The organism is Acidisoma sp. PAMC 29798, from assembly GCF_030252425.1.
Taxonomy (GTDB): domain Bacteria; phylum Pseudomonadota; class Alphaproteobacteria; order Acetobacterales; family Acetobacteraceae; genus Acidisoma; species Acidisoma cladoniae.
Map to the genome: position 1 here is coordinate 3834954 of NZ_CP126994.1, position 25382 is coordinate 3860335.

The 25382-nt window shown below is 64.7% G+C and carries 25 protein-coding genes and 1 tRNA gene; 16 read left to right on the forward strand and 10 right to left on the reverse strand.

The features are described from left to right. Position 1: 1 nt before the first annotated feature. From galU to QP803_RS18465, 3 genes are all read right to left on the reverse strand, one after another. The gene (gene galU / locus QP803_RS18455; RefSeq protein WP_284944947.1) at positions 2-886 is read right to left on the reverse strand and encodes a UTP--glucose-1-phosphate uridylyltransferase GalU; all 885 of its coding nucleotides are present in this window, start codon (positions 884-886) and stop codon (positions 2-4) included. Between the two features lie 125 nt (positions 887-1011). Next, the gene (locus tag QP803_RS18460) at positions 1012-3279 is read right to left on the reverse strand and encodes an NADP-dependent malic enzyme (RefSeq protein WP_284944948.1); all 2268 of its coding nucleotides are present in this window, start codon (positions 3277-3279) and stop codon (positions 1012-1014) included. Positions 3280-3411: 132 nt separating this feature from the next. Continuing rightward, a tRNA-Leu gene (locus tag QP803_RS18465) sits at positions 3412-3497 on the reverse strand. 74 nt (positions 3498-3571) lie between these two features. Here QP803_RS18465 and lipB point away from each other — a divergent pair. From lipB to QP803_RS18510, 9 genes are all read left to right on the forward strand, one after another. Then, positions 3572-4258 carry a lipoyl(octanoyl) transferase LipB gene (gene lipB / locus QP803_RS18470; RefSeq protein WP_284947956.1) on the forward strand — a complete coding sequence of 229 codons (687 nt, stop codon included), beginning with the start codon at positions 3572-3574 and terminating at the stop codon, positions 4256-4258. A 103-nt stretch (positions 4259-4361) separates the two neighbouring features. Next, entirely contained in the window at positions 4362-5711 is a 1350-nt protein-coding gene (secY, locus tag QP803_RS18475; protein ID WP_284944949.1) for a preprotein translocase subunit SecY, read from the forward strand. Continuing rightward, a complete protein-coding gene (locus QP803_RS18480) occupies positions 5708-6394 on the forward strand; it encodes an adenylate kinase (RefSeq protein WP_284944950.1) in 687 nt (228 codons plus the stop codon). The genes secY and QP803_RS18480 overlap by 4 nt, the downstream gene beginning before the upstream one ends. 143 nt (positions 6395-6537) lie before the next feature. After that, positions 6538-6915: a 30S ribosomal protein S13 gene (gene rpsM / locus QP803_RS18485; protein ID WP_284944951.1), complete on the forward strand. Its 378-nt coding sequence runs from the start codon at positions 6538-6540 to the stop codon at positions 6913-6915. 106 nt (positions 6916-7021) lie between these two features. Beyond that, on the forward strand, positions 7022-7420 hold the full coding sequence (rpsK, locus tag QP803_RS18490; RefSeq protein ID WP_284944952.1) for a 30S ribosomal protein S11: 399 nt from the start codon (positions 7022-7024) through the stop codon (positions 7418-7420). 87 nt (positions 7421-7507) lie between these two features. After that, positions 7508-8527: a DNA-directed RNA polymerase subunit alpha gene (locus QP803_RS18495; RefSeq protein ID WP_284944953.1), complete on the forward strand. Its 1020-nt coding sequence runs from the start codon at positions 7508-7510 to the stop codon at positions 8525-8527. A 58-nt stretch (positions 8528-8585) separates the two neighbouring features. Continuing rightward, entirely contained in the window at positions 8586-9020 is a 435-nt protein-coding gene (gene rplQ / locus QP803_RS18500; RefSeq protein ID WP_284944954.1) for a 50S ribosomal protein L17, read from the forward strand. Between the two features lie 146 nt (positions 9021-9166). Beyond that, positions 9167-10531 carry a replication-associated recombination protein A gene (locus QP803_RS18505; RefSeq protein ID WP_284944955.1) on the forward strand — a complete coding sequence of 455 codons (1365 nt, stop codon included), beginning with the start codon at positions 9167-9169 and terminating at the stop codon, positions 10529-10531. Next, positions 10528-11514 (forward strand): RluA family pseudouridine synthase, encoded by a 987-nt coding sequence (locus QP803_RS18510; RefSeq protein WP_284944956.1) that lies wholly within the window; start codon positions 10528-10530, stop codon positions 11512-11514. The genes QP803_RS18505 and QP803_RS18510 overlap by 4 nt, the downstream gene beginning before the upstream one ends. Before the next feature lie 144 nt (positions 11515-11658). Here the strand turns inward: QP803_RS18510 and QP803_RS18515 are convergent, their stop codons facing one another. From QP803_RS18515 to QP803_RS18525, 3 genes are all read right to left on the reverse strand, one after another. Next, positions 11659-12447 (reverse strand): GNAT family N-acetyltransferase, encoded by a 789-nt coding sequence (locus QP803_RS18515; protein ID WP_284947957.1) that lies wholly within the window; start codon positions 12445-12447, stop codon positions 11659-11661. 33 nt (positions 12448-12480) lie between these two features. Then, positions 12481-12966, reverse strand: coding sequence for a Fur family transcriptional regulator (locus tag QP803_RS18520; RefSeq protein ID WP_284944957.1), 486 nt, complete (start codon positions 12964-12966; stop codon positions 12481-12483). A 236-nt stretch (positions 12967-13202) separates the two neighbouring features. Continuing rightward, positions 13203-13649, reverse strand: coding sequence for a Ros/MucR family transcriptional regulator (locus QP803_RS18525; protein ID WP_284944958.1), 447 nt, complete (start codon positions 13647-13649; stop codon positions 13203-13205). A 204-nt stretch (positions 13650-13853) separates the two neighbouring features. Between QP803_RS18525 and QP803_RS18530 the strand changes: the two genes are divergently transcribed. From QP803_RS18530 to QP803_RS18550, 5 genes are read left to right on the forward strand one after another with little or no spacing between them, the layout of a single operon-like run. Next, the gene (locus QP803_RS18530; RefSeq protein ID WP_434082867.1) at positions 13854-14114 is read left to right on the forward strand and encodes a sulfurtransferase TusA family protein; all 261 of its coding nucleotides are present in this window, start codon (positions 13854-13856) and stop codon (positions 14112-14114) included. Positions 14115-14116: 2 nt separating this feature from the next. Beyond that, the gene (locus tag QP803_RS18535) at positions 14117-15238 is read left to right on the forward strand and encodes a glycosyltransferase family 4 protein (protein WP_284944960.1); all 1122 of its coding nucleotides are present in this window, start codon (positions 14117-14119) and stop codon (positions 15236-15238) included. Beyond that, positions 15235-16542 (forward strand): O-antigen ligase family protein, encoded by a 1308-nt coding sequence (locus tag QP803_RS18540; RefSeq protein WP_284944961.1) that lies wholly within the window; start codon positions 15235-15237, stop codon positions 16540-16542. Before QP803_RS18535 ends, QP803_RS18540 begins: the two co-directional genes overlap by 4 nt. A 22-nt stretch (positions 16543-16564) precedes the next feature. Next, on the forward strand, positions 16565-17569 hold the full coding sequence (locus QP803_RS18545) for a CobW family GTP-binding protein (protein WP_284944962.1): 1005 nt from the start codon (positions 16565-16567) through the stop codon (positions 17567-17569). Positions 17570-17579: 10 nt separating this feature from the next. After that, complete coding sequence (locus tag QP803_RS18550; protein WP_284944963.1) at positions 17580-18647, forward strand: WD40 repeat domain-containing protein; 1068 nt, start codon at positions 17580-17582, stop codon at positions 18645-18647. 131 nt (positions 18648-18778) lie between these two features. Here QP803_RS18550 and xylB read toward each other — a convergent pair whose 3' ends face one another. The 3 genes from xylB to QP803_RS18565 all read right to left on the reverse strand — a co-directional run bounded on the left by xylB (position 18779) and on the right by QP803_RS18565 (position 22567). Then, complete coding sequence (xylB, locus tag QP803_RS18555; protein WP_284944964.1) at positions 18779-20245, reverse strand: xylulokinase; 1467 nt, start codon at positions 20243-20245, stop codon at positions 18779-18781. 12 nt (positions 20246-20257) lie between these two features. After that, positions 20258-22129, reverse strand: a complete 1872-nt coding sequence (gene ilvD / locus QP803_RS18560) for a dihydroxy-acid dehydratase (protein WP_284944965.1) — start codon at positions 22127-22129, stop codon at positions 20258-20260. A gap of 207 nt (positions 22130-22336) precedes the next feature. Then, positions 22337-22567, reverse strand: coding sequence for a dodecin (locus tag QP803_RS18565; protein ID WP_284944966.1), 231 nt, complete (start codon positions 22565-22567; stop codon positions 22337-22339). Between the two features lie 134 nt (positions 22568-22701). On the opposite strand from QP803_RS18565, the gene QP803_RS18570 reads away from it, so the two are divergent. Both QP803_RS18570 and QP803_RS18575 read left to right on the forward strand, forming a co-directional pair. Then, positions 22702-24009, forward strand: a complete 1308-nt coding sequence (locus QP803_RS18570; RefSeq protein WP_284944967.1) for a type I glutamate--ammonia ligase — start codon at positions 22702-22704, stop codon at positions 24007-24009. A gap of 9 nt (positions 24010-24018) precedes the next feature. Then, on the forward strand, positions 24019-24669 hold the full coding sequence (locus QP803_RS18575) for a cysteine hydrolase family protein (protein WP_284944968.1): 651 nt from the start codon (positions 24019-24021) through the stop codon (positions 24667-24669). A gap of 78 nt (positions 24670-24747) precedes the next feature. Here QP803_RS18575 and QP803_RS18580 read toward each other — a convergent pair whose 3' ends face one another. After that, on the reverse strand, positions 24748-25368 hold the full coding sequence (locus QP803_RS18580) for a glutathione S-transferase family protein (RefSeq protein WP_284944969.1): 621 nt from the start codon (positions 25366-25368) through the stop codon (positions 24748-24750). Positions 25369-25382 lie beyond the last annotated feature (14 nt).

Here is a 25382-nt window from a genome sequence, read left to right on the forward strand (position 1 = left end):
CTTACGCGATTTCGGAAATGTATTTCTTGAGGAAGGCGCGCACGTCGTCGGCCAGATCCGGCCGTTCGAGGCTGAAGGCGATCTGCGCTTCCAGGAAGCCGATCTTGTCGCCGCAATCGAAACGCTCGCCTTCGAAGCGCAGGCCATGAAACGGCGAATGGCCGATCATCTTCGCCATCGCATCCGTCAGCTGCACCTCATTACCGGCGCCGCGCTCCATCTTCGTCAAATAGCCGAGCACTTCCGGCAGCAGGACATAGCGGCCGATGATCGACAGGTTGGACGGCGCATCGGCGGGCTTCGGCTTCTCCACCAGGCCGGTCACCTCGACCAGGCGTCCGTCATCGCTGCCGGTCTTCAGGATGCCGTATTTATTGGTCTGATCGGGGGGCACTTCGACCACCGCGACGACACTGCCCTCGGTTTCCTTATAGGCATCCGCGAGCTGCTGCATGCAGGGCGTCTTGGACAGCACCAAGTCGTCGGGCAGCAAAATGGCGAAGGGGTCGTCACCGATGAAGGTGCGCGCGCACCAGATGGCATGGCCCAGGCCCAAAGGCTCCTGCTGACGCACGGTGGTGATGGCGCCCGGCTGCAACCGCAGTGCTTCGAGGGCCTCAAGCGCTTCGAGCTTGCTGCGCGCCTTCAGCGTCGCTTCCAGCTCATACGACACGTCGAAATGGTCGATCAGCGCGGTCTTGCCACGGCCGGTCACCATGCAGAACTGCTCGATCCCAGCCGCCCGCGCCTCATCGACCGCATATTGGATCAAGGGCCGATCGACGACGGTCAGCATTTCCTTCGGCATCGATTTCGTTGCCGGAAGGAAACGCGTTCCCAGGCCGGCCACCGGGAGGACCGCTTTGCGCAACGGTTTGAAGGACATCGTCTACCTCGGGTCAGGGGATCGCAGGATATCGGGACTGATATGGGGCGGGTTTAAAAGTTAATGAGTGGCAGGCTTCGAATAGAGCAACAAGCCTCCAACCCTCCCGTTTCGCAACGACTCTATCACGTAGAATTCGCTTCCGCTGCCGCTACCGCGCTGATGTTGATGATAGCGCGGGCCGTGGCCGTGGGCACCAGAATATGAATGGGCTTGGCGAGACCCAGCAGAAGCGGCCCAACCTGTAATCCGTCTCCCGCAACCTTGATCAGATTGAACGCGATATTGGCGGCGTCGAGCGTCGGGAAGACCAGAAGGTTGGCGGTCCCCGTCAGCGGGCTATCAGCGACGGCGCGCGTCCGCGTCGCCTCGGCCAAGGCGGCATCCGCCTGCATTTCGCCGTCGACTTCCAGACCCGGCGCGCGCGCGCGGATCAGCGCCAGGGCGCGGCGCATCTTGCGCGCCGACTCGCTATTGCTTGATCCGAAGGAGGAATGCGACAGCAGGGCCACCTTCGGCACAAGGCCGAAGGATTCCACCGCCTCGGCGGCCAGTGCGGTCATTTCGGCGATCTGCTCGTCGGTCGGATCGACATTCATATGCGTGTCGCAGAAGAACACCGTGCCTTCCTGAAGAATGATGGCCGTGAGCGCATAGATGCGCGAGCAGCCGGGCCGGCGCGGCATGATCGGCAAGGCATATTGCAGGTGCTTCCACCAATCGCCGTAGCCGCCGCAGAGCGCCGCATCGGCTAGCCCCTCGGACACCATCATCGCGGCCGCAATGCTATGGTGGGTGCGCAGCCGGAAGGCCGCCGCATCCGGTGGCACGCCCCGACGTCCCGCAAGTGTCTGGTATTTCTTCAGCATGGGCGCGAACATCTCGGTCTCGGTCGCGGGGTCGATGATCGTCACGGCATGGTCGAGGTCGAGGCGCAGACCCATCTCCCGCACGCGGCGTTCGATCCCGGCGCGGGTGCCGAGCAGGATCGGCTTGGCAATGCCGTCATCGACCACCGTCTGCACGGCGCGCAGCACCCGCTCGTCCTCACCCGCACCATAGACGATGCTCCGCAGCGTGTTCTGCGCCGCGAGAATGACCGGGCTCATGAGCTGACCGGCGCGATAGGTGAACCGCTCCAGCTCTCTTTTATAGGCGACGAAATCCGCGATCGGGAACCGCGCCACGCCGCTGGCATGGGCGGCGCGGGCGACGGCGGGCGCGATCTCCAGGATCAGGCGGGGGTCGAAGGGCTTGGGAATGATATAGTCGGAGCCGAAAATCGGCGCGGCGCCGCCATAGGCGGTCACCACCGTCTCACTCGCTTCGCGTCGCGCGAGGCCCGCCAGGGCCTCCACCGCCGCCATCTTCATCTCTTCATTGATCGTCGTGGCACCGCAATCGAGCGTGCCGCGGAAGATGAAGGGGAAACACAGGACGTTGTTGACCTGGTTGGGGTAGTCGCTACGACCGGTGGCGATGATGGCGTCGGGCCGGTCTTGGCGAACGTATTCGGGCAGGATTTCGGGCTCAGGATTGGCGAGCGCCATGATCACGGGCCGGGCTGCCAGCTTGGACAGCCACTCGCGCTTCAACACGCCCGGGGCGGACAGGCCGAGAAACAGGTCGGCGCCGTCCAGCACCTGCTCCAGCGTCCGCAGGTCGGTGTCCTTCGCGTAGCGGGCGAGATTCGGGCCCATTCCGTTGCGGCCGCGATGCACGACGCCGTCGATATCCGTCAGCGTGACGTTCTCGACCTTGAGGCCCATCGTCACCAGCAGATCGATGCAGGCGAGGGCGGCGGCGCCGGCGCCGGAAGTCACGACCTTGATGTCCGCCAGGGTCTTGCCCTGCAGCAGGAGGCCATTGGTCACGGCGGCGGCGACGGTGATGGCGGTGCCATGCTGATCGTCATGGAAGACCGGAATGTTCATGCGCCGACGCAGCTCGGCTTCGATAAAGAAGCATTCGGGGGCCTTGATATCCTCAAGGTTGATGGCCCCGAAGGTCGGCTCCAAAGCCGCGACCACGTCGCAAAAGCGGTCCGGATCGGCGGCATCGACTTCGATGTCGAAGACGTCGATGCCCGCGAATTTCTTGAAAAGGACCGCCTTGCCTTCCATCACCGGCTTGGAGGCGAGCGCCCCGATATTGCCGAGGCCGAGCACGGCGGTGCCGTTGGAAATGACGCCGACCAGGTTGCCCCGGGCGGTATAGAGCTTGGCGTTATCCTTGTCGGCGACGATGGCCTGGCAGGCGGCGGCGACGCCGGGCGAATAGGCCAGAGCGAGATCGCGCTGGGTTGCCATGCGCTTCGTCGGCTCAATGGCCAGTTTTCCGGGGCGGGGATAACGATGATAGTCCAGCGCCGCCTTGCGGAGATTATCGTCCACGCTTCCTCCCGTCGGTGCCTTGAACAGCACCTGCTTCAGGCGGTCATAAGATCAGCTGGGCGACAAGGACACAACGGCGCGGCCCGACAAGGCCGAGCCGCGATATCAACTCGTGTTGTGAGTGAATAATTATGGTGCGGTCGAGAAGACTCGAACTTCCACGGGGTTGCCCCCACAAGCACCTCAAGCTTGCGCGTCTACCATTCCGCCACGACCGCATCGTGGGCGCGGGGTATAACGAATGAATGACCCGGCATCAATCGCCCCGGCGCGCGAATTGTCGCGCGAAACCATGACGGCTGCTGCCCGTTCGGGTGGCGGCGCGCGGTGGGAGATCGCCGAGGGCCTCACCGCCTATCCCGATGCCATCGCCCGCATGGAGCAGACGATCGCCGCTATCCGCGCCGACACCGGCCCGGAGCTGGTCTGGTTCGTGGAGCATCCGCCCCTCTATACCGCCGGCAGTTCGGCGCGGCCCGAGGATCTGGAAGATGCGACCCGGTTTCCTACCTTCGCGGCCGGTCGCGGCGGGCAATGGACCTATCACGGGCCGGGCCAGCGGGTGGCCTATGTCATGCTCGACCTTCACCAGCCGCATGGCACAGTGGGGGCGCGCGACATCCGTGCCTATGTCCATGGGTTGGAAGAATGGCTGATCCTGACCCTGGATCGCTTCAATATAAAAGGTGAGCGCCGGGCCGGCCGCGTCGGCATCTGGGTGGTGGATCGCGCCGCCGGAACCGAAGCGAAGATCGGCGCCATCGGCGTGCGCGTCACCCGCTGGGTGACCTGGCACGGCATCTCCCTGAACCTGGAGCCGATGCTCGACCACTTTGCGGGCATTGTTCCCTGCGGCATCCGCGAGTATGGGGTGACAAGCCTCCACGCACAGGGGATTGTGGTCAGCATGGCCGAACTCGACGCTGCCTTGGCGGCGAGTTGGTCACAGGTGTTCGGCGCTCCGCTTGTAAGAGGCTGAACGGCGACTAAGAGTGTGTTTGAAGAAGACAGCTTTAAAGAAGACGGGCGAACAGGTGGCGGACGGTCCGACCCACGCCCCGTCGCATTGATGGGAACCTGGGATGGCCTCGGCGGCCGAACAACTCGCGGCAAATCTGAACTTCAGCACCTTCGCCAAGGCGAGCGAGCTGAAGAAGCGGATTTGGTTTACCCTGGGGGCGTTGATCGTCTTCCGGATCGGCACCTATATCCCCGTGCCCGGCATCGACCCCACCGTCATGAGCGAACTCATGACGCGGACGGGCGGCGGCATCCTGGGCATGTTCGACATGTTCTCGGGCGGTGCGTTGGGACGCATGACCGTCTTCGCGCTGAACATCATGCCTTACATCAGCGCCAGCATCATCATCCAGCTCATGTCTTCGGCGATCCCTCAGCTCGAAGCCCTGAAGAAGGAAGGTGACAGCGGCCGGCGGCGCCTCAACCAATATACCCGCTACCTGACGGCGGTCATCGCCATCTTCCAGTCCTACGGCATCGCCGTGGGGCTTGAGAGCATGCGCGGCAGCCTGGGGCCGGCGGTCATCGATCCCGGCATGTTCTTCCGCTTCACCTGCTGCATCACGCTGGTCGGCGGCACCATGTTCCTGATGTGGATCGGCGAGCAGATCACGGCGCGCGGCGTGGGCAATGGCTCCAGCCTCATCATCTTCGCGGGCATCGTGGCCAATCTGCCCTCTGCCCTCGCCAATCTGCTGGAGCTGGGCAAGACGGGCGCGCTGTCGCCCATCTTCGTCTTGGCCTTCGTCATCGGCGTGGTCGTGCTGATCGGCTTCGTGGTCTTCATGGAGCGGGCGCAGCGCCGCATCGTCATCCAATATCCAAAACGCCAAGTCGGCCAGAAGGTCTATGGCGGCGAATCGAGCCACATGCCGCTGAAGATCAACACCTCAGGCGTCATTCCGCCGATCTTCGCGAGTTCGATCCTGCTCATTCCCGCGACGGTCATCGGCTTTTCCCATGCCGCCGGCACCGGCCCGAACTGGATGCGCTGGCTTGCTGCCGGCCTCGGCCATGGCCAGCCGATCTATATGATCCTGTATGCCGCCCTGATCGTGTTCTTCTCCTATTTCTATACCGCCGTGGTCTTCAACCCGGAGGAGACGGCGACCAACCTCAAGAAACAGGGCGGATTCATTCCTGGAATCCGACCGGGCACGAATACCGCCAACTATTTCGATCGGATCCTGACCCGCCTGACCACGGTCGGCGCCGTCTACCTTGTCATCGTGTGCTTGGTGCCGGAGTTTCTGATCGGCCATTACAGCCTGCCATTCTATTTTGGCGGCACAAGCCTGCTGATTATCGTCTCGGTCACTATGGACACGGTGACTCAAATCCAGTCCCATCTCATCGCGCACCAATATGAAGGCCTGATCAAAAGGGGCCGTGGGCGAGGGAGGCTACGGTGAACATCATCCTGCTGGGGCCTCCGGGCGCCGGAAAAGGCACGCAGGCCAAGGGGCTTCAGCTTCGCCACGGCATCGCCCAAATCTCCACGGGGGATATGCTGCGGGCCGAAGTCGCGGCCGGGACTGAGATCGGCTTGCGCGCCAAAGGGATCATGGATGCCGGCGGCCTGGTGCCCGACGCGGTGATCGTCGCCATGCTGGAACACCGCATCCAGGCGCCCGATTGCAGCCAAGGCTTCATCCTCGACGGCTTCCCCCGCACCGTGCCGCAAGCCGAAGCGTTGGACGAGATGCTGGAGGCGGGCGGCAGCGCCATCGACGCGGTGATCGAATTGCGGGTGAACGACGCGGTTCTGATTGAACGCATCGCCGGCCGCTTCAGCTGCGCCAATTGCGGGGCCAGCTATAACGACGCCTTCCATCTGCCGAAGGCCGCCGACACCTGCGACGTCTGCGGGGCGCATGCCTTCATCCGCAGGCCGGACGACAAGCGGGAGGTCGTCTCGGCGCGCCTGGCCGCCTACAACCACCAGACGGCGCCGCTGCTGCCCTACTACGCAGGGCGCAACCGGCTGCACGTGGTGGACGGTCTGGCGGATATCGGGGATGTTGCCGCGACGATCGAAGCCACGCTGCAGACCCTGCCTCTGCGCACACCCACCCATGCGCTCACGCAAACGTGATCGGGCGCGGTTGACTCACGAATAGGTGCGGAGCTATTTCGCACCTCCGCCGACGGGGTGAAGACCCTGGCCGGCTTTTTTTCTCGGCCATTCCGGGACGACCCGCCGAACGCTCTCCGCGTTGGCGTTTGAGGAGTGTAAGCGTGGCGCGTATTGCCGGGGTAAATATCCCGACCAACAAGCGGGTGGTGATCAGCCTCCGTTATATCTATGGCATTGGCCCGACCAAGGCCCTGGACATCTGCACGCGTCTTGGCATCGCATCTGAGCGCCGGGTTAACCAGCTCTCGGACGATGAAGTTCTCAAGATCCGCGAAATGATCGATCGTGAGCTGCGCGTCGAAGGCGACCTTCGCCGCGAAGTCTCCATGAACATCAAACGGCTGATGGATCTGGGCTGCTATCGCGGCCTCCGCCATCGCCGTGGCCTGCCGGTTCGTGGCCAGCGCACGCATACCAATGCGCGCACCCGCAAGGGCAAGGCCGTGGCGATTGCCGGCAAGAAGAAGGTGACGAAGTAGGCGGTTATCCGCCCCCTTCTTCCACCGCGTCGAAGCTACATCTGATGTCCGAGCCGCCCGGCAGTGCCGTGGCGGCCGACGTCTCTAGTGACAGGATTTACGACCTATGGCGAAGCCCGCCGCGACCACGTCGCGCCCCCGTAAAAAAGAGCGCAAGAACATCAGCTCGGGCGTGGCCCACGTTGCCGCGACCTTCAACAACACGGTCGTGACCATCACGGACGCGCAAGGCAACACAATTGCCTGGTCGTCGGCCGGTAGCCAGGGCTTCAAGGGTAGCCGCAAGTCGACTCCCTATGCTGCCCAGGTCGCCGCCGAAGACGCCGGCCGCAAGGCCCGTGAGCACGGCATGGAGACGTTGGAGATCGAAGTCAGCGGCCCGGGCTCGGGACGCGAGAGCGCGCTGCGCGCTCTCCAGACCGTTGGCTTCCAGGTTAGCTCGATCCGCGACACCACGGCGGTCCCGCATAACGGGTGCCGTCCGCGCAAGCGTCGCCGGGTCTGACGGACCAAGACCGTCCTGTCGCCGACGTGGCCGACCCCTTTTGCTCCTAAGGGCTCGCCACCCGGCTTGTTCTTTTAAGAGGCGAACGTGGTATTGCAGAGAAATTGGGAATCGCTGATCAAGCCCGAGAAACTCGAATTCGAGTCGGGTAACGATCCCTCCTGCGTCGCCACCGTCGTGGCGGAGCCGCTAGAGCGCGGTTTCGGCATGACCTTGGGCAATGCGATTCGGCGCGTCCTGCTGTCTTCCTTGCAGGGTGCTGCTGTCACCGCAGTGCAGATCGACGGCGTATTGCATGAATTTAGCACCATTCCGGGTGTCCGCGAGGACGTGACGGATATTGTGCTCAACGTGAAACAGCTCGCGCTGCGGATGCACGGCGAAGGCCCGAAGCGCATGATGCTTTCGGCCGTCGGCCCGGGCGAAGTGCGTGCGGAGCAGATTCAGGCCGGCCATGACATCGAGATCATGAACCCCGACCTCGTCATCTGCACGCTCGACGAGGGCATGAAGCTGGGCATGGAGTTCACGGTCAACCTCGGCAAGGGCTATGTCGCGGCCTCCGCCAACCGTCCGGAAGACGCGCCGATCGGGCTTATCCCCGTCGACTCGATCTATTCGCCGGTGAAGCGCGTGTCCTACAAGGTCGAGCCGACCCGCGTCGGTCAGGTGACGGATTACGACAAGCTCCTGCTCACGCTGGAGACCAACGGCGCCGTTACGCCCGAGGATGCCGTGGCCCTCGCCGCTCGTATTCTTCAGGACCAGTTGCAGCTCTTCATCAACTTCGATGAGCCGCAGCAGCTTCGCCTTGAGGAAGCGCAGGACGATCTGCCCTTCAACCGCAACCTGCTTCGCAAGGTCGATGAACTCGAACTTTCGGTGCGGAGCGCCAACTGCCTGAAGAACGACAACATCGTCTATATCGGTGACCTCGTTCAGAAGAGTGAGCAGGAAATGCTGCGCACGCCGAACTTCGGCCGCAAGTCGCTGAACGAGATCAAGGAAGTGCTCACCGTTATGGGCCTCTCCCTTGGGATGAACGTTCAAGGCTGGCCGCCCGAGAATATCGAAGACCTCGCTCGCCGGCTCGAAGAGCCGTTCTAACGAACGGCCTCTCCGCGCCTATTGATGAATTGAACGCACAGGTCGAAGGACTGAAACCATGCGTCACGGTGTTTCCGGGCGAAAGCTCGGCGTTACGTCTACCCATCGCCTTGCCATGTTCCGCAACATGGCTGTGGCTTTGATCAAGCACGAGCAGATCACGACGACGCTGCCCAAGGCGAAGGAGCTCCGGCCCGTCGCCGAGAAGCTGATCACCCTCGGCAAGCGCGGCGATCTTCATGCCCGTCGCCAGGCCTATGCGCAGCTGCGCGACGATAGCATCGTCAACAAGCTGTTCGAGGCTTTGGCCGATCGGTACAAGGCCCGCACGGGTGGTTACACCCGCGTGCTGAAGGCCGGCATCCGCTACGGCGATGCCGCCCCGATGGCGATCATCGAGCTGGTCGAGCGTGATCCTTCCGCCAAGGGCCAGGACAGCGGCCCGAAGCAGGAAGTCAATTCCGACGCTGAATACCCGACCGCCGAGGACTGAGATCTTCCGGATTGCGGACGATACAAAGGGCGGGCCAGTCGGGTCCGCCTTTTTCGTTTTCAGTCGATGTGCGGGATAGTAGGGCGGATGAGCGCAGCGTTATCCGCCAAACCCATGCGTCCCAATCCATGATCGAGTAACCCTCCGTGGCCCGTATTCCTGTCCCTTCCGGCGATCTCTTCGGCGCCCCGCCCGCCACGCCGGCACCGTCCGCGGCCCGTGGCGGCGCGAGCAAGAAGCCACGCCCGCTGGCGGACCGGCTACGCCCGGCGACGCTCGGCGATGTCACGGGCCAGGATCACCTCCTGGGTCCTGACGGCACACTGACGCGCATGCTGGCGCGCGGGTCGCTCGCCTCGCTCATCCTCTGGGGGCCGCCCGGCGTCGGCAAGACCACGATCGCGCGTCTGATCGCCGAACAGGCCGATCTGCTATTCGCCCAGATCTCCGCCGTCTTCTCCGGCGTCGCCGACCTCAAGCGCGTCTTCGAGGAAGCGGCCCGCCATGGCCGCACCGGCCAGGACACCCTGCTGTTCGTCGATGAAATCCATCGCTTCAACCGCGCCCAGCAGGATGCCTTCCTGCCCGTGGTCGAGGAAGGCATCGTCACGCTGATCGGCGCCACGACAGAAAACCCCTCCTTCGCCCTCAATGGCGCGCTGCTCTCCCGCTGCCAGGTTCTGGTGCTCAAGCGCCTCGACGATGCCGCGCTGGAAAAGCTGCTGGCGCGGGCGGAGATCGAAATCGCCCGCGCCCTGCCGCTGGACGCTGAGGGTCGCGCCAGCCTGCGCGCCATGTCGGACGGTGACGGCCGCTATTTGCTCAATATGGTCGAGCAGCTTTTCTCCCTGCCAGAGAGCACCGCGCCGCTCGATGCCGCCGGCCTCTCCGACCTGCTGTCAAAGCGCGCCGCGCTGTATGACAAGGACCGGGAGGAGCATTACAATCTCATCTCCGCGCTGCATAAGTCGCTGCGCGGCTCCGACCCCGATGCGGCGCTTTATTGGTTTTCGCGCATGCTGGTGGGCGGCGAGGACCCCCGCTACATCGCGCGCCGGCTGCTGCGCTTCGCCGCCGAAGACATCGGCATGGCCGATCCCCAGGCGCTGGTGCAGACGCTGACCGCTTGGGAAACCTATGAGCGGTTGGGCAGCCCGGAGGGCGAACTCGCCCTTGCCCAGGCCGTCGTCTATCTCGGCACCGCGCCCAAATCCAATGCCGTCTATGCCGCCTTCGGCGCTGCCCAAAAGGCTGCGAAGGAGACCGGCAGCCTGATGCCGCCGGCCCATATCCGCAACGCGCCGACCAAGCTGATGCGCGAATTGGGCTATGGCGAGGGCTATGCCTATGACCACGGAGAGGAAGACGCCTTCTCCGGCCAGAATTATTTCCCGGAAGGGATGCCCCGTGCCCGATTCTACAGCCCCAGCGACCGGGGGCTGGAGCGCGACATCGGCAAACGCCTGGATCATTGGGCGCGGCTGCGGGCAGAGCGTGAGGACCAAACATGACCACCGTCGAAGAACGTCTCGTCACCCTGGACGAGGCCGACATCCGGCTCGACCGCTGGTTTCGCCGCCATTTCCCCGGCATGACCCAGGGCGGCATCGAAAAGCTGTGCCGCACCGGTCAGATTCGCGTGCAGGGCAAGCGGGTCGAGGCATCGACCCGTCTCCAACCGGGCAATACCATTCGCGTGCCGCCGCCGGCCTTGGCGCTGGCGGACGGTCCGCCCGAGCGTCTGGCCAAGCCGCTCGACTCGCGGACGGCGAAGGATGTCGCCCGCATGGTGATCTATCGGGACGACTGGATCATCGTCATCGACAAGCCGCCCGGCCTCGCGACGCAAGGCGGCCCCGGGATCACCAAGCATCTGGACGGTATGCTCGACGGGTTGCGCTTCGGCGCGCCGGATCGGCCGCGTCTGGTCCACCGGCTTGATCGCGATACTTCGGGCGTCTTGCTCCTGGCGCGCACGCCGGGAATCGCCGGCAAACTCGCCGCCGCCTTCCGCACGCGCACCGTGCAGAAGACCTATTGGGCGGTGGTCAACGGCCTGCCGGTGCCGATGAAGGGGCGGATTGATCTCGCGCTGACCCGCACGCAGGGTTTGGGCGGCGCGCGCAGTGCCATCGCCCATGCCTCGGACCCCGATGCGACCAAGGCGAGCACGGAATACGAGACGATCGACCATGCCGGGCGCAAGTTCAGTTGGCTCGGCCTTTATCCCCATACAGGCCGCACCCATCAGTTGCGGGTGCATTGCTCGGCGATCGGCAATCCGATCCTGGGCGACATGGCCTATGGCGGCGAGTCAGGGATGGAGACGGTGGCGGGCAGGCTGCATCTGCACGCCCGCGCCTTGACGCTGCCGCATCCGGCCGGCGGCACGATGTCGGTCAGCGCCGCCTTGCCGCCGCATATGGTGGAGACTTTTAAGCAGCTCGGCTTCGCGGCACCGGCGGTCGAGCCGGCGCGGTGGCAGCAGGAGTAGGAGAACAACGCCTGCCATAGTGTACTCGTCATGCGCGGACTTGATCCGCGCACCTACCCGTTTCGGTGCCCAGACGCCGTCATGGCGCCGAAACGGGTAGGCCCGCGCATCAAGTGCGCGGGTGACGATGCTTATATATTCCGCCTACCGCCGATCCCGTCCGTAATGCCGGTAGTACTTTCCCGTCACCAGATCGCTCTGCACGACCACCGCCACGTCCGTCGTGTTGAACTGGTGGTCGATGACCGCCCCATCCCCCACAAAGCCGCCGAGGCGCAAATAGCCTTTGATAAGCGGCGGGAGACCCGTCAGGATCTTTCGCCCGTCGATGGCCGCCGGGTCCATGCGCTGCATATCCACGAAACGCTCCGGCAAGGCGCGGAGCCGGATATCGGGTGGGGCGAGATGATGGGCATGGAGATAGGTCAGGTCCGGCGCCAGCAGATCGACATCGGTCCCCGGCAAGCTCGCGCAGCCGAACATCAGATCGATGTTGTGGATGAAGATATAGGCCGCAATGCCGCGCCATAGCAGTTGCATGGCAGCCCTGCCGCGATAGGCAGAATCGACGCAAGACCGACCGAGTTCCAGCACCCGCCCCGGAAACCGCTCGATGACGTCCATGTCGTATTCATCGGCCGAATAGAAGCGACCAATGGCATCCGCCGCTTCCCGGCGAATCAGCCGATAGGTTCCAACCACACATCGGGGGCCATGGCCGAGGTCATGATCGACCACAAGCAGATGGTCGGCGACGGCATCGTAGACATCGCGGTCGCGGCCACTGGCCGCCGCCACGGGATCGGGCCGCGCCCCCAGTTCTTCGTAGAAGACCCGGTATCGCAGGGCCTGGGCGGCATCCAGCTCCTCCGGTGAGCGGGCGATGCGTAAACCGAGATTGCCCGCGCGAAGCTCCCCGATGCCTTCATCCATCTCCAGGGCCGCGAGGGGATCGGACAAGATCACTCAATGCCCACGATCGACGCCAGCGGTCGCGACCCGGCGGGGCTCGCGCGCTGGTTTGCTCTCTTTCGCGACAGGCTGTTCCTGATGCTTGCGGCCGAAAAGCTCCAACCGATGGGAGGCGAGATCGAAGCCCAGCCGGTTGGCGATGGCCCTGATCGTCTGTTCCAGCTCGGGGTCCATGAATTCGATCACCCGGCCGCTATCGACATCGACGAGATGATGATGCGGGCCGGGCGTTGTGGGCTCGTAGCGGGCGCGACCGCCACCAAAGTCCCGCCGTTCCAGGATGCCGTTTTCCTCGAACAGGCGAACCGTCCGATAGACGGTCGCGATCGACATGCGATTGTCGAGGGCGACGGCGCGACGATACAGCTCCTCAACATCGGGATGGTCCTCGGCATCCGATAGGACGCTGGCGATGACGCGGCGCTGCCCCGTCATCTTCAGACCCTTTTCGATGCACAGCCGCTCGATACGCGACATCATCCTCTGTCTTCCGGCCTTATCGTCGCCTCCTGCGGATCCACGGCGCGAAACCACGCCATCGGTCGCCGGAACGTCCCGCGAGCGATCTCCCACCGCAGAACCACCCGCACCGGCGCCTTGCGGCACGAGCCGTGTTTCAGAATCCGGCGATCCGGCGTTTCCCATCCACCGTTTATAGGCGAGCGGAGGGAGGAGGCAAAGCGTGCTGCGGCCTGCACCGGGAAACACGCCCGCAATCAGGCACCGCGTGCTGCTTTGACCACGGCCGGACGGCCGGACGGCGCGCGCGGTTTGGTGCCGAGACCGATCTTCTTCGCGAGCGAGGACCGCTGGCGGGCGTAGTTCGGCGCGACCATGGGGTAGTCGGGCGGCAGACCCCAACGCTCCCGATACTGGTCGGGCTCCAGATTGTATGCCGTCTTGAGATGACGCTTCAGCATCTTGAGCTTCTTGCCATCCTCAAGACAGACGATGTAGTCGCCGAAAACGCTCTTCTTGATCGGCACGGCCGGCTGCGGCTTTTCGGTCGGCTCGACCTGAACGCCGACATTGGACAGGGCGCGATACACATCCTGGATCAAGGCTGGCAGACCTTCGGCGGACACCGTATTGTTTGAAACATGGGCAGACACGATCTGGGCGGTCAGCCCGAGTACGCTGGCTGTCGCTTTTTCGTCAGTCATTCTTCTTCTCCAAGCCGGATCGTGCCGGTCGTGATTTATTGCGCATCAGCCGTTGCTTCGGCATTTCAACACCCGGCAAGATTGGGCTCACCCATAGATGTACTCGGCGACCGCTATTGCAGGCTCAATCAATTCGGTCTCTCTCTACAGCCCGCCCGGCGATCTACGCAATATGCTTTTGTCACAGGCAAGTAACGCAATCGGATGATCCAGAACACTGCTTGTCAAAAACGAGTTCTCGACGTGACCAACGAGACCTGCCCGATGACCTTTGTGCGTACGCGTTTGGCGCTGGAACGACTTAGCCCCGGCGCGCTTCTTCAGGTGCGCGTGCGTGGCGCGGAACCGATGGACAGCGTGCCACGCATGGCCGCAAGCCAGGGGCACCGCATCATCTCCAGCACCGCCAGCCTGTCCGACCCCAGCGTGCTGGAAATCCTGATCGAACGCGGCGCCAAGGCCTGAGGATGTCCAAGCCACCGCGGCGCGTGGCGGTCGTGCTGCCGCCGCGCGAAGGTTTCGGGCCGCAGTCCGCCGGGGCGATCGGCTTGCTTCAGGAAAGACTTGCGCGCACCGAGATCACGGACGAACCCTCGTTTGCGGCGACAATCCTCGGAGCCCCGCAAAGCGGCCCGGTCTTCGACCTGCCCTATGTCGCGGTGCCGCTCCGCCTTTGGCCGCTCAGCACCGACGCCCGTTATGCCGCCGGGGTCGCGCAGGTTTTGAAGCCGATGCGCCCCGATCTGGTCGAGGTCCATAACCGGCCGGACCTCGCCGCCCGGCTCGCGCGACGCATGCCGCCGCGGCATATCGCGCTGTTTTTGCACAACGATCCCCGCACCATGCGCGGCGCCGATACCGCGCAGCAACGCACGACCCTCTCCGCCAAGCTCGGTCGGATCGTCTGTGTGTCGCAGTATCTGGCCGGCTGCTGGATGGAGGGCGTGAAGGGCGTGGGCGTGGCCGCGCCTGCCGTCTTGCCGAATTGTCTCGACCTCGCGCGATTGCCTCGACCCCTGCCGCCCGATGCCCGCGCGCGGACGATCCTCTTCACCGGCCGCCTGGTCGCGGACAAGGGCGCTGACAGCTTCGTCGCCGCCTGCGCGTTAGCCTTGCCGGCGCTGCCTGGCTGGCGGGCGGAGATGATCGGCGCCGACCGCTTCCGGCTGGATAGCCCCGAAACCCCCTTCACCACCGCCCTCCGCCACAAGGCGGAGGCCGCCGGCGTTACGCTGCTGGGCTATCAGGATCATGGGACGGTCATGGCCGCCCTGAGCCGCGCCGCCATTGCCGTTCTGCCGAGTCGCTGGCAAGAGCCCTTCGGTCTGGCGGCCCTGGAGGCAATGGCAAGCGGCGCGGCCCTTGTCACCACCGCGCGGGGCGGCCTCACGGAGTTGACGGAAGGCGTTTCGGTGACGATCGACCCCGAAGATCCCGCCGCCATCGCGCGCGCCATTCTCGCCCTCGCGGGGGACCCAGCCCATCGGGCGCGCCTCGCGGCTCAGGCTAGACATCGTGCGGAAGACTATGACGTGCGGGGCGCCCGCCGCCTGCTCGACCAATTGAGGATGGATATCCTGACGCCGTGATCCCCTTGCTCGCCTTTCCCATGATCCTCGACCGCATCGCGCTGGTCGCCATGCTGCTGGTGACGCCCGCGCTGCTCAATGCGCATGCCCTGGCGGATGCGCTGATCTCCCTCACCGCCGTCCTGTTCCTGGTCCAATGCGCGCGGGACGGTCAGTGGCGCTGGCTGCGCCAAGGCTGGGTGCCTTTCGCCATCGCCTGGTGGGTGTGGGAAATGCTGTGCTCGATCCCGGCGCCGCCTTTGCTCCAGGGCAGCTGGGCATCTTTCGGCCAAGCGGCGATGATGGTGCGCTTCTTCGTCTTCGCGGCGGCCCTGGAAAACCGGCTGCTGCGCGACCCGAAGCCGCGCCTCTGGCTGCGCTGGATGGTGCAGGCGGTCGCGGCCTATATCGGCATCCAATGCCTGTTCCAGTATGCGACAGGCCGCAACTTCTTCGGCTTCGGCCGCTGGGCGGATGGGGAACTCACCGGGCCCTTCTACAAGCCCCGCGCTGGGCCGGAGCTGGTGCGCATCCTGTTCCCCGCCGTGTTGCCGCCGGTGATGGCGTTGATCGCCCGCCGGGCGCTGATCGCGCGCATTGCCGGTGTCCTGCTCGCCGGCCTCGGCATCGCCGTCATGGTGCTGATCGGCCAGCGCATGCCGGTGCTGCTGACCGGCCTCGGCCTCATCGTCTCGGCGCTGTTGCTGCCGCGCCTGAGGCTGGTCGCCATCTCGGCCCTGGTCATCGGCGGTATCGTGCTCGCCGCCTCGCCCATCATTTCGCCGCCGACCTATTATCGGCTGGTCGAGAAGTTCAGCACGCAGATGGATCATTTCACCACCAGCCCGTACGGCCTGTTGCTCCGCCGCGCGGATGAGATCACCGAGCAGCATCCTGTTTTTGGGCGCGGGTTCGATGGCTTCCGCAACGGCTGCCCGCTGCCGCGCTATTGGGTCGGCTGGAACACCGCGACCACGCCGAATGACGGCGGGGGCCTGAGCACCTGCAAGCAACATCCGCATAATTTCTATCTTCAGGCGAGCACGGATGGCGGCTTTCCCGGCCTCGTGCTGTTCTGCCTTATGGTGCTCGCCTGGCTGCGGGATATGGGGCGCGGCTTATGGCGTCGGCCAGATGCCGTGCGCGTCGGGCTTTTTGCGGCTGCCCTTCTGCATCTTTGGCCGATCGCCTCGACCAGCGCCTTCACGAGCCTGCCCGTCAGCGGCTATTTCTTCGTCATTCTCGGCTGGGGATTGGCGGAGGCGCGTTGGCGTCAGCCCAGCCAGACCTCGCCGGTAACCGTAACCGCACCTATATCTGCCTAAAGCTTAGAGCCGGAGTTTCATCATGCCAGACACAGTCGCCCCCGCGTCCACAGGCACCGTCCGCTCGGATCTCGTTCCGGTCACGGTGCTCACGGGCTATCTCGGCGCCGGTAAGACGACGCTGCTCAACCGCATCCTGACCGAGAATCACGGCAAGAAATATGCGGTGATCGTCAACGAGTTCGGTGAACTCGGCGTCGACAACGACCTCGTCGTCGATGCCGACGAGGAAGTCTTCGAAATGAACAACGGCTGCATCTGCTGCACCGTGCGCGGCGATCTCATCCGCATCCTCAGTGGCCTGATGAAGCGCCGCGACAAGTTCGACGGCATCATCATCGAGACGACGGGCCTCGCCAATCCGGCGCCCGTCGCTCAGACCTTTTTCGTCGATGAAGGCGTGCGCGCCAAGGCGCGGCTGGATGCGATCGTGACCGTGGTGGATGCCAAGAACCTGCCCGCGCGCTTGGCCGACAGCGCCGAGGCCGCCGCCCAGATCGCCTTCGCGGATGTCATACTGCTGAACAAGGTCGATCTCGTCACGGTCGATGAGCTGACCGCCGTCGAGGCCCGCATCCGCGCCATCAACGCCCTCGCGCCGATCATCCGCTCCGAGAAGTCGGCGGTGTCGATCGAGGCCGTCATGGGCCGCAATGCCTTCGACCTCAGCCGTATCCTCGCTCTCGACCCCGACTTCCTGGAAAACGGGGACGAGCATGAGCATAACGAAGACATCGCCAGCATGAGCTTCACGGCCGCGCGGCCGATCGACCCCGACAAGTTCAATGGCTGGATCGGCGCGCTGCTCAACGCCCAGGGCGCCGATCTTCTGCGCACCAAGGGCATCCTGAACTATGCCAATGAGAATCGCCGCTTCGCCTTCCAGGCGGTGCATATGATCGCGGACGGGGATTTCATCGGTCCCTGGAAGGAAGGCGAGCCGCGCCAGAGCCGGCTGGTCTTCATCGGTCGCAACCTCAATCGCCCGCAACTGCGGCGCGGCTTCGAATCCTGCCAGGTCGGCTGAGCCGCATCGGATGAGTGGACTTCTCGCGCCTGCGCCCCAGCCGATCCTCAAGACGCGTGGCGTCCACCGATCGCTCGATGCCTATGTCGTCCAGGTTGCCTTCGATCGGGGCGGTGCCTTCGCGGCCTTCGCCTTGGGGGACGGCACGGTTCGCTTCGCGAACCTCACCGCCGCCGACGAGGATTGGGCGAGCGTCACGGTGCATGAGGGCGCGGTGCTCGGCATGGCCGCCGATGTGGTCGCCGGCAGCGTCGTCACCGGCGGCGATGATGGCGATTTTCGGCGCGTAAAGCCGGACGGCGATGCCAGCACCCTGTCCGATCTCGGCTCCAAATGGGTCGAGCAGGTGGTGAGCTTCGTGCCCGGGCGTGGGCGGGAGAAGGATGCCGCTCTGCTCGCCTGTGCCGCCGGCAAGCAGGTGCATATTTTCGACGCCGCCGGTCAGCGGATCAAGACGCTCGACCACCCATCGACGGTCACCGGCATCGCTTTCGATGCGCGCGGCAAGCGGGTCGCGGCCTCACACTATAATGGCGCGAGCCTGTGGTTCGTCGGTGCAAAGACCGATACGCCGCGCCGCCTGGAGTGGAAAGGCAGCCATACCAGCGTCGCTCTGCACCCCGATGGCGAAGCCGTGGTGACCACGATGCAGGAGAATGCGCTGCACGGTTGGCGTCTGTCGGACGGCCAGCACATGCGCATGAGCGGCTATCCCGCGAAGCCGTTATCCATATCGTTCTCGCGCACAGGTCGTTGGCTCGCCTCCTCCGGCGCGGATACGATCGTGCTCTGGCCGTTTTCCGGCGGCGGCCCGATGGGCAAGCCGCCGACCGAGTTGGCGGGCGGCGGGAATGTTCAGGTGATGCGGGTCGCCTTCAATCCACGCTCGGAGGTGGTGGCCGCTGGTTTTGCCGACGGCAGCGTCGTGCTGGCGGAGATCGAAAGCGGCCGGATTCTGCCCGTCGCCGCGCCGGGTCATGGGCCGGTATCGGCGCTGGCCTGGAGCGAGTCGGGCGGACATCTTGCCTTCGGCACCGAAGAGGGTTTCGCGGCCGTGGTGGATATGTCGAAGAAGTAGCCGGCGGAATGCGCTTCGCTTTTCCGCCACCCTCCTTCCTCATCCGCGCACTTGATGCGCGGATCCATGGGCGCCCATGGATCCACGGGTCAAGCCCGTGGATGACGGCGTAGAGATCATCGCCCAGCCAATCACCGCCCGCGTCGAAACTCCGGCTTCAGCGCCGTGTACAGCCCGCGATAGGCATCCAATCGCGGCGCATAAGCCTCCCGCAGCCGAGCATCCGGCGCAATCGTCTCGACCACCTTCGGCGCTTCTGCCCGCAGCGGACCGCCGGCGGCCATACGCCCCAAGCGCGCCGAACCGAAGGCCGCGCCATGCGCGCCCTCGGCATAAAGGTTCAGCGTCAAACCCGTCGCCGCCGCGATGATACGCGCCCATAGCCGGCTACGCGCGCCACCACCTATGAACCCCGCCTCGCCCACGGCAATGCCGGCGGCGTTCAGCGCCACAATCCCATCCGCCAGGCTGAAGGCCACGCCTTCCAGCGCCGCCTGGATGATCTGGGACCGCGTCGTGTCCGGCGTCATGCCGAACAGCACGCCGCGCGCCAGCGGATCATTATGCGGTGTCCGCTCCCCCGTGAAATAGGGCAGGAACAGCAGCGGGCTCGGGCCCGTGAAATTCGCCTCGGCCTCGGCCAGAAGTGCCGCGATATCCGTGCTGCCCGTGAGCCGCGCGACGGTTGCGAGGGCGCTGGCACCATTCAGGATCGCGGCCATCGCGGACCAGCGGCCCGGCAGGCAGTGGCAGAAGCTGTGAACGGCCTGCTCGGGCGCAGGCCGATAGCGGTCCGTCGCCACAAACACCTGGCCGGACGTGCCGAGGGACACGAAGGCGCGTCCATCCTCTACCACGCCGATGCCCAGGCCGCCTGCCAGCGTATCGCCGGCACCGCCCGCCATCACCACGCCCGGCGACAGGCCGAAACGCTGTGCCATTTCAGGCCGCACCACGCCCGTGGGCGTCGGGCTCTCCACCACCGGCGGCAGCAGGGCGCGATCGATGCCGAGGGTTGCGATGGCGCGGTCGCTCCAGGTGCGCGCCTGCTCGTCCAGCAGCCAGGTGCCGGCAGCGTCCGAGACATCCGTCACGCGATCGCCCGTCAGGTGCAGGCGCAGCACATCCTTGGGCAGCAGCAGATTCCGCGCACGATCCAGCGATTGCGGCTCATGGCGTTGCAGCCATAGCAGTTTCGGTGCCGTCAGCCCCGCCATGGCCGGCACGCCGAGGATCCGCGCGAGGTCGCCATCGCCCTGAAGTTCGGTCGCCTCGGCTTCGGCGCGGCCATCGTTCCACAGCATCGCCGGTCGCACTGGCTGGTCCGCCTCATCGAGCAGCACCAGACCATGCATCTGGCCGCTGAGACCGATTCCGGCCACCCGCGCCATAGCCGCCGGCTGTGTCGCGGCGAGCTGGTCGAGTGCCGCCGCAACGGCGACCCACCAACTGCCTACATCCTGTTCCGAGGCCAGGGGCATCGGATGGCTGGGCGCCGGCACGGGCACCGAGGCGGTGCCTAGCACGACCTCCGCCTCGTCCATGATCAGCGCCTTGACCGAGGAGGTGCCGAGGTCGATGCCCAGGAAGCAGGTCATGGCGGGCGGTTTTTACCGGCGCTCAACCTGAGAGACGTCACGCACCGCGCCGCGTGACGCGCTGGTCGTCATGGCCGCATAGGCTCGCAGCGCCGGCGATACATAACGGTCCCGATGCGCGGGCTTCCAGGCCTCGACGCCCTTCTCGTCCATGGCCCGCCGGCGATGGGCGAATTCCTCGTCCGTCAGATGGGCGCGCATGACCCGGTTCGGGATGTCGATATCGATCCGGTCGCCGTCCTGCACCAGGCCGATGGCACCGCCCTCGGCGGCTTCGGGGGAGATATGGCCGATCGACAGGCCCGATGTGCCCCCCGAAAAACGCCCGTCCGTGACCAGGGCACAGAGCTTGCCCAGGCCCTTCGACTTCAGATAGCTCGTCGGATACAGCATCTCCTGCATACCCGGCCCGCCCTTGGGGCCTTCGTAGCGGATGATGACCACGTCGCCGGCCTGCACCTGGTTGCCCAGAATACCCGCGACCGCGTCATCTTGGCTTTCGAAGATGCGTGCGGGGCCGGAGAAGACCAGGTTCGCGGCATCCACGCCCGCCGTCTTCACGATGGCGCCGTCGAGGGCGATATTGCCGTAGAGCACCGCGAGGCCGCCATCCGTGCTGAAGGCATGCGCGATGTCGTGAATAACGCCCGTCGCGCGATCAGTGTCGAGTTCCGCGAAGCGCTGATCCTGGCTGAAGGCGACCACGGTGCGCACGCCACCCGGCGCCGCGCGATACATCATGCCGGCGGTCCCTTCGGGATCGGCGCTGACGATGTCCCAGCGGTCGAGGGCGGCGGCCATGCTGGCGGAATGGACGGTCGGCAGATCGGTATGGATCAAGCCCCCGCGATTGAGTTCGCCGAGCAAGGCCATGATGCCGCCGGCCCGATGCACGTCTTCCATATGGACGTTGGCGACGGAGGGGGAGACTTTGCAGAGGTTCGGCACGCGGCGGGACAGGCGATCGATATCCGCCATGGTGAAGGGGATCTCCGCCTCCTGCGCCGCCGCCAAAAGATGCAGCACGGTATTGGTGGAACCGCCCATTGCGATGTCGAGAGACATGGCGTTCTCGAAGGCCTTGAAGGAGGCGATGTTGCGCGGCAGGGCCGAGGCATCGTCTTGCTCGTACCAACGGCGGGCAAGATCGACGATGGTCCAGCCAGCTTCCACGAAGAGCTTGCGCCGATCGGCATGGGTCGCCAGCAGGCTGCCATTGCCGGGCAGGCTAAGGCCCAGAGCCTCCGTCAGGCAGTTCATCGAATTGGCGGTGAACATGCCCGAGCAGGACCCGCAGGTCGGGCAGGCCGACCGTTCCTGCTGCTCGGCCTCGGCATCCGACACGCGCGGGTCGGCGGCAGCCACCATAGCGGTGATGAGGTCGGCGCGCTTGGTGACAGCGGCGCCACCGGTGCCGTCAGACTTGATCTTGCCGGCTTCCATCGGCCCGCCGGAGACGAAGATCGCGGGAATGTTCAGCCGCAGGGCGGCCATCAACATGCCGGGCGTGATCTTGTCGCAGTTGGAGATGCAGACGATGGCGTCCGCGCAATGCGCCTGGACCATGTATTCCACGGCATCGGCAATCAGCTCGCGCGACGGCAGGCTGTACAGCATGCCGGCATGCCCCATGGCGATGCCGTCATCTACCGCGATGGTGTTGAATTCCTTGGCGATTCCGCCGGCCTTATAGACTTCCTCGGCGACCAACTGGCCCATGTCCTTCAGATGGACATGGCCCGGCACGAACTGCGTGAAGGAATTGGCGATGGCGATGATGGGCTTGCCGAAATCGCCATCGCCCATGCCCGTGGCCCGCCAAAGCGCGCGAGCGCCCGCCATGTTGCGGCCGTGGGTGGAGGTTCTGGAGCGATAGGCAGGCATCGGCGCATTCCTCGTTTGGGTGGCGCCCCGAGGCGCCTTTGAGGAAAACCTACGCCCCTAGACGCCTTTTCGCGAGCCTCCTGGCCACGCCGCGCGCGAAACTCTGCCCCACGGCGTGATCAGGGGGCTAGACCGTCGCGGCCTCTTCCTTCGTCATCCGCGCACTTGATGCGCGGATGACGAAGTAGCAGTCGTCGGCCACCCAACCTACGGCTCCAGATGAACGTGCTCGTCCTCGATCGAGAAGCCGATCTTCATCGTGACCTGAAAATACCGAACCTTGCCGTCCTCGATCTGGCCCCGCGTCTCGACAACTTCGAACCAGCGGATGTGGCGAATGGTCGCCGAAGCCTTGGTGACGGCGGATTGGATCGCATCTTCGATGCTCGTCTCGGATGATCCGACAACTTCGATGACGCGATAGACATGGTCGGTCATGGGGCGGGCTCCATTGCTCGGCAAATGCCAGGAAGCCCTTATCTTGGGCGGCAGGCCCGAACCTCAACCCGCCTTGCGTCCCGCCGCAAAAGCCGCAACATCGGTGGCAGGACGATGCAGGACGGAGAGGCACGATGCAGCAGGAAGAACTCGTCTTCGTCGGAACTTGCGATTTCGCAGGCCTGGTGAGGGGCAAAGGCTTTCCGGCGGCGGAGCTGGACCACCGGCTGCGCCAGGGCGTCGGCAATACCGGCTCCAACATCATGATCTCCGCCTTCGGCACCATCCTGTCGTCGCCCTTCGGCACGGTCGGGGACGTGGTGCTCATGCCAGACCCCACGGCCGGCGTGCAGATCCCCTTCGATGAGGGTGCGGCCGAGCATTTCTACCTCGCGGATCAACAGATGCTGGACGGCAGCCCCTGGTGCTGCTGCCCGCGCGATTTCCTGCGCCGCGCCCTGACTGCGCTGGAAGCCGAGGCCGGGCTGACGGTGAAGGCGGCCTTCGAGCAGGAGTTCGTCTATACCGGCGTCGAGGATCGGTTGGGCGCGAGCTATGCGCTCGATTCCTTCCGCCGGCAGGGCGTCTTCGGGGAAAGCCTGATCGGCGCACTGCGGGCGGGCGGGCTCACGCCGGATTCCTTTCTGCCGGAATACGGCCCCCGCCAGTTCGAGGTCACGATCAAGCCGACGATGGGCCTGCGCGCCGCCGATGAGGCCGTCATCATGCGGGAAATGATCCGGTCGGTGGCGCATCGCCTCGGCCACAAAGCCATCCTGGCGCCAATGATCGAGCCGGAGGGTATCGGCAACGGCACCCATATCCATCTCAGCCTGTGGGACCGGGATCGCACACCGGCGTCCCATGATGCCTCCGCGCCCTATGGCATTTCCGCCCGCATGGCGCCTTTCGTTGCCGGCATCCTGCATCATCTGCCGGCACTGACCGCCATCACCACGCCCTCGGTCGCGTCCTTCTACCGTTTGCAGCCCAATCGCTGGGCCCCTGTCTGGGCCTTGCTCGCGCGACAGGATCGTGGCGCGGCGTTGCGGGTGGCACCGGTCTTCCCCGGCGCACCGGACCGCGCAGCGGCGCAGTTCAATGTCGAGTTTCGGGTCGCCGATGCTGCCGCCAGCCCCTATCTCGCCCTCGGCGCCCTCATCCATGCCGGGTTGGACGGCATCCGCAAGGGCATGACTTTGCCGCCGGAACAGCCCGAGTTCTGGTCCATGAGCGAAGAGGCGCGCGACGCGGCCGGCATCGCCGTACTGCCCCGCACGCTTGATGCGGCGCTTGACCAGCTGGAAGCGACGGAGGCCGCGCAGGATTGGTTCGGGCCGGTGATGCTCGCGGCCTATCTGGAGTTCAAACGCTCCGAGATCGCGGCCCTCGCCGACTTGGAACCCAGCGATATCTGTGACCGCTATGCCGCCATCTATTGAGGATCTGCGATGAAGAGTTTTGGCCTGAGCCGTGACGTGCCGATCGTGCCGTCGCAAGCCGCAATTCTGTTTATCGATGTGCAGAACTATGTGATGCGGGACGGCGGCGAATATGTCGGTATGGACGAGGCCGCGAAAGACGCACGCTACGGCTATTTCTTCGACGCGCTGGAAACGCGTGGCCTACCCAATATGCAGCGCCTGCAAGCGGCCTGCCGCACAGCGAAGATCGAAGTGATGTACACGGTCATCGCCAGCCTGACGCAGGATGGGCGGGACCTCAGCCTGGATTACAAGATCAGCGGCTTGTTCTGCCCCAAGGGGTCGCACGACGCGCAAGTGGTAGACGCGCTGGCGCCGCTGCCCGATGAAATCGTCATCACCAAGACCTCATCCTCGGTCTTCATTTCCACCAATATCCATTATGTGCTCGGCAATCTTGGTATTCGTTCACTGATCATCGCGGGTGGATTGACCGATCAATGCATCGATTCGGCGGTGCGAGATGCCTGCGATCTAGGCTATCTGGTGACGCTTCCGACCGATGCCTGCGTGACGCAGAGCCAGCAGCGGCACGAAACGTCACTCGCCAATAACAAGGGCTATTGCAGGCAAGTCACGACGGCCGCTTTGGTGGCGGAGATTGAGGGATCGACTTAGACGTTTTCACCGTCATCCACGGGCGCCCGTGGGCCCACGGGTCAAGTCCGCGGGTGACGTATACTATGTGGTGACGCCTTAACCCTTCTGCGCCGCCAACAATGTCTGCACGGCAGGCCGCTCTTCCATCCGGCGCTTGTGGTCAATGAGGGCAGGGAAACGCGCCGGGTCCACGCCATCCCCCACCATCCATTGTTCGACGGTGTACAGATAAGGATCGCAGATCGAATAGGTGTCACCCATCACCCAAGGCCCCTTGAACAAGCTGTCCTGAATAAGGTCGAAGCTCGCCGTCACCGTCTCCGGAACTTTGTGCTTCATCTCCGCGATGCACGCGGGTTCATTCGCCCAGCGACTGCCGCGATTCTTCATCGAATGCGCGACATGATGGGTCGAACAAAGATACGCATTGAAGGACTGGATCTGTGCGATGGCGAAGATGTCGGCAGGCAGCGCAAGCACGGACTCCGGATAGGCTTGCGCGATATAGCCGAGGATCGCCGGCGTCTCCGTCAGAAGGCCTTGATCGGTCACCAGGGCCGGAACCCGACCCTTGGGGTTGATGGCCAGGTAGTCGGGCTGGCGCTGATCGCCCGCGCCCATGTTCACGCGAATGCCGTCATACACGGCACCCACCTCCTCCAAGGCGATGAAAGAGGCGATCGCACAACTCTGAGCATGGTAGTAGAGTTTCAGCATGAGATGGTCCCCCC

What these genes read in the sequence shown, in the direction of transcription:
- galU (WP_284944947.1), bottom strand. Translation starts at nt 886, where the DNA reads ATGTCCTTCAAACCGTTGCGCAAAGCGGTCCTCCCGGTGGCCGGCCTG.
- lipB (WP_284947956.1), top strand. Translation starts at nt 3,572, where the DNA reads ATGACGGCTGCTGCCCGTTCGGGTGGCGGCGCGCGGTGGGAGATCGCC.
- secY (WP_284944949.1), top strand. Translation starts at nt 4,362, where the DNA reads ATGGCCTCGGCGGCCGAACAACTCGCGGCAAATCTGAACTTCAGCACC.
- rpsK (WP_284944952.1), top strand. Translation starts at nt 7,022, where the DNA reads ATGGCGAAGCCCGCCGCGACCACGTCGCGCCCCCGTAAAAAAGAGCGC.
- rplQ (WP_284944954.1), top strand. Translation starts at nt 8,586, where the DNA reads ATGCGTCACGGTGTTTCCGGGCGAAAGCTCGGCGTTACGTCTACCCAT.
- QP803_RS18510 (WP_284944956.1), top strand. Translation starts at nt 10,528, where the DNA reads ATGACCACCGTCGAAGAACGTCTCGTCACCCTGGACGAGGCCGACATC.
- QP803_RS18515 (WP_284947957.1), bottom strand. Translation starts at nt 12,447, where the DNA reads ATGGATGAAGGCATCGGGGAGCTTCGCGCGGGCAATCTCGGTTTACGC.
- QP803_RS18520 (WP_284944957.1), bottom strand. Translation starts at nt 12,966, where the DNA reads ATGATGTCGCGTATCGAGCGGCTGTGCATCGAAAAGGGTCTGAAGATG.
- QP803_RS18525 (WP_284944958.1), bottom strand. Translation starts at nt 13,649, where the DNA reads ATGACTGACGAAAAAGCGACAGCCAGCGTACTCGGGCTGACCGCCCAG.
- QP803_RS18530 (WP_434082867.1), top strand. Translation starts at nt 13,854, where the DNA reads ATGATCCAGAACACTGCTTGTCAAAAACGAGTTCTCGACGTGACCAAC.
- QP803_RS18535 (WP_284944960.1), top strand. Translation starts at nt 14,117, where the DNA reads ATGTCCAAGCCACCGCGGCGCGTGGCGGTCGTGCTGCCGCCGCGCGAA.
- QP803_RS18545 (WP_284944962.1), top strand. Translation starts at nt 16,565, where the DNA reads ATGCCAGACACAGTCGCCCCCGCGTCCACAGGCACCGTCCGCTCGGAT.
- QP803_RS18550 (WP_284944963.1), top strand. Translation starts at nt 17,580, where the DNA reads ATGAGTGGACTTCTCGCGCCTGCGCCCCAGCCGATCCTCAAGACGCGT.
- xylB (WP_284944964.1), bottom strand. Translation starts at nt 20,245, where the DNA reads ATGACCTGCTTCCTGGGCATCGACCTCGGCACCTCCTCGGTCAAGGCG.
- ilvD (WP_284944965.1), bottom strand. Translation starts at nt 22,129, where the DNA reads ATGCCTGCCTATCGCTCCAGAACCTCCACCCACGGCCGCAACATGGCG.
- QP803_RS18565 (WP_284944966.1), bottom strand. Translation starts at nt 22,567, where the DNA reads ATGACCGACCATGTCTATCGCGTCATCGAAGTTGTCGGATCATCCGAG.
- QP803_RS18570 (WP_284944967.1), top strand. Translation starts at nt 22,702, where the DNA reads ATGCAGCAGGAAGAACTCGTCTTCGTCGGAACTTGCGATTTCGCAGGC.
- QP803_RS18575 (WP_284944968.1), top strand. Translation starts at nt 24,019, where the DNA reads ATGAAGAGTTTTGGCCTGAGCCGTGACGTGCCGATCGTGCCGTCGCAA.
- QP803_RS18580 (WP_284944969.1), bottom strand. Translation starts at nt 25,368, where the DNA reads ATGCTGAAACTCTACTACCATGCTCAGAGTTGTGCGATCGCCTCTTTC.